Source organism: Vibrio sp. 1874 (assembly GCF_033344395.1).
Lineage (GTDB): Bacteria > Pseudomonadota > Gammaproteobacteria > Enterobacterales > Vibrionaceae > Vibrio > Vibrio alginolyticus.
Map to the genome: position 1 here is coordinate 1 of NZ_JAWPOR010000174.1, position 1065 is coordinate 1065.

A 1065-nucleotide genomic window follows, 5' to 3' on the forward strand; every position below is an offset into this window, starting at 1 on the left:
TAGAAAAATGCTCTAAATATAGGCACAACATCACCTCACACCATAACCACACTATTCATGTGCGATCATTAACATTTACCAAACAATATATCGTACCAAAAGCGATTTTTCGGCATAAAATGTTACTAACAAAATAGTCGGCAAACATAAAAAACCAAAGTTAACCGGCTTCACCTAAGGCTAAAACGTGAGCACCACAACAAAACAGAGGAAACCTCCTCAAAGTTGCGATTATGCGCCCGTTATGCGGTTTAATGATTAAGCCAAAAGAACAGCATCACTTAAGCGTAAACGAAACTGCACAATTTGCTGACGGATTGCCTCTTTACGATGCGATTTAGAGTGGGATAATAGGCTTTCGACGCCAGTGACTAAGTAGTGAATGAAAGGAGCCCCTGTGCTTAAAGCGATTTTTTTTGATATGGACGAGACGTTATGTGGCACATCCCAAGCAGACAAATCTGCAGGGCAAAAATTTGCTGCCTGGATTCAACAAACGTATCCCCAAGTCTCTGATCCTCAAGCATTCTTACAACGCTACTTGCAAGGGGTATATAAAAAGCTCAACGCAGAGTTTCCTCAGCTGGTTGCTCTTCTTCCAGACGAAAATGCTTTTCGCTGTGGTCTGATCCAAACGATTTTGGCGGAGAACGGCATCCACATCGATGCAGAGCAAGCTCAGCAAGCACAACACTATTTTGATTCAGCACGTATGGGCGCGTTCACTTTCTTCCCTGGCGTAAAAGAAATGCTGATGGATCTACGTAAGCACTACAAACTTGTCGTGATCACTAACGGTCCAATTTTCTCGCAGCACCCCAAATTGAAAGCAACACAAATGGATGAATGGGTGGACCATATTATTGTGGGTGGCGAAGAGCCAGAAGAAAAACCAGCGGCCAGCATATTCCAAAAAGCCTTGAATCTTGTCGACGTCAAACCAGAAGAAGCCTTACACATCGGTGACTCTCTAGCGGCAGACATCGCAGGCGCAAACAACATGGGTATTTTGAGTGTGTGGGTGAATGCGACTGGCGCAAGTAATCCAACAGAGATAACACCGAA

The 1065-nt window shown here is 44.0% G+C and carries 1 protein-coding gene; it reads left to right on the forward strand.

All coding sequences use genetic code 11. The features are described 5' to 3' along the window. Positions 1-397: 397 nt before the first annotated feature. A partial coding sequence (locus tag R8N46_RS25415; RefSeq protein WP_318189803.1) for an HAD-IA family hydrolase occupies positions 398-1065 on the forward strand: 668 nt, incomplete at its 3' end.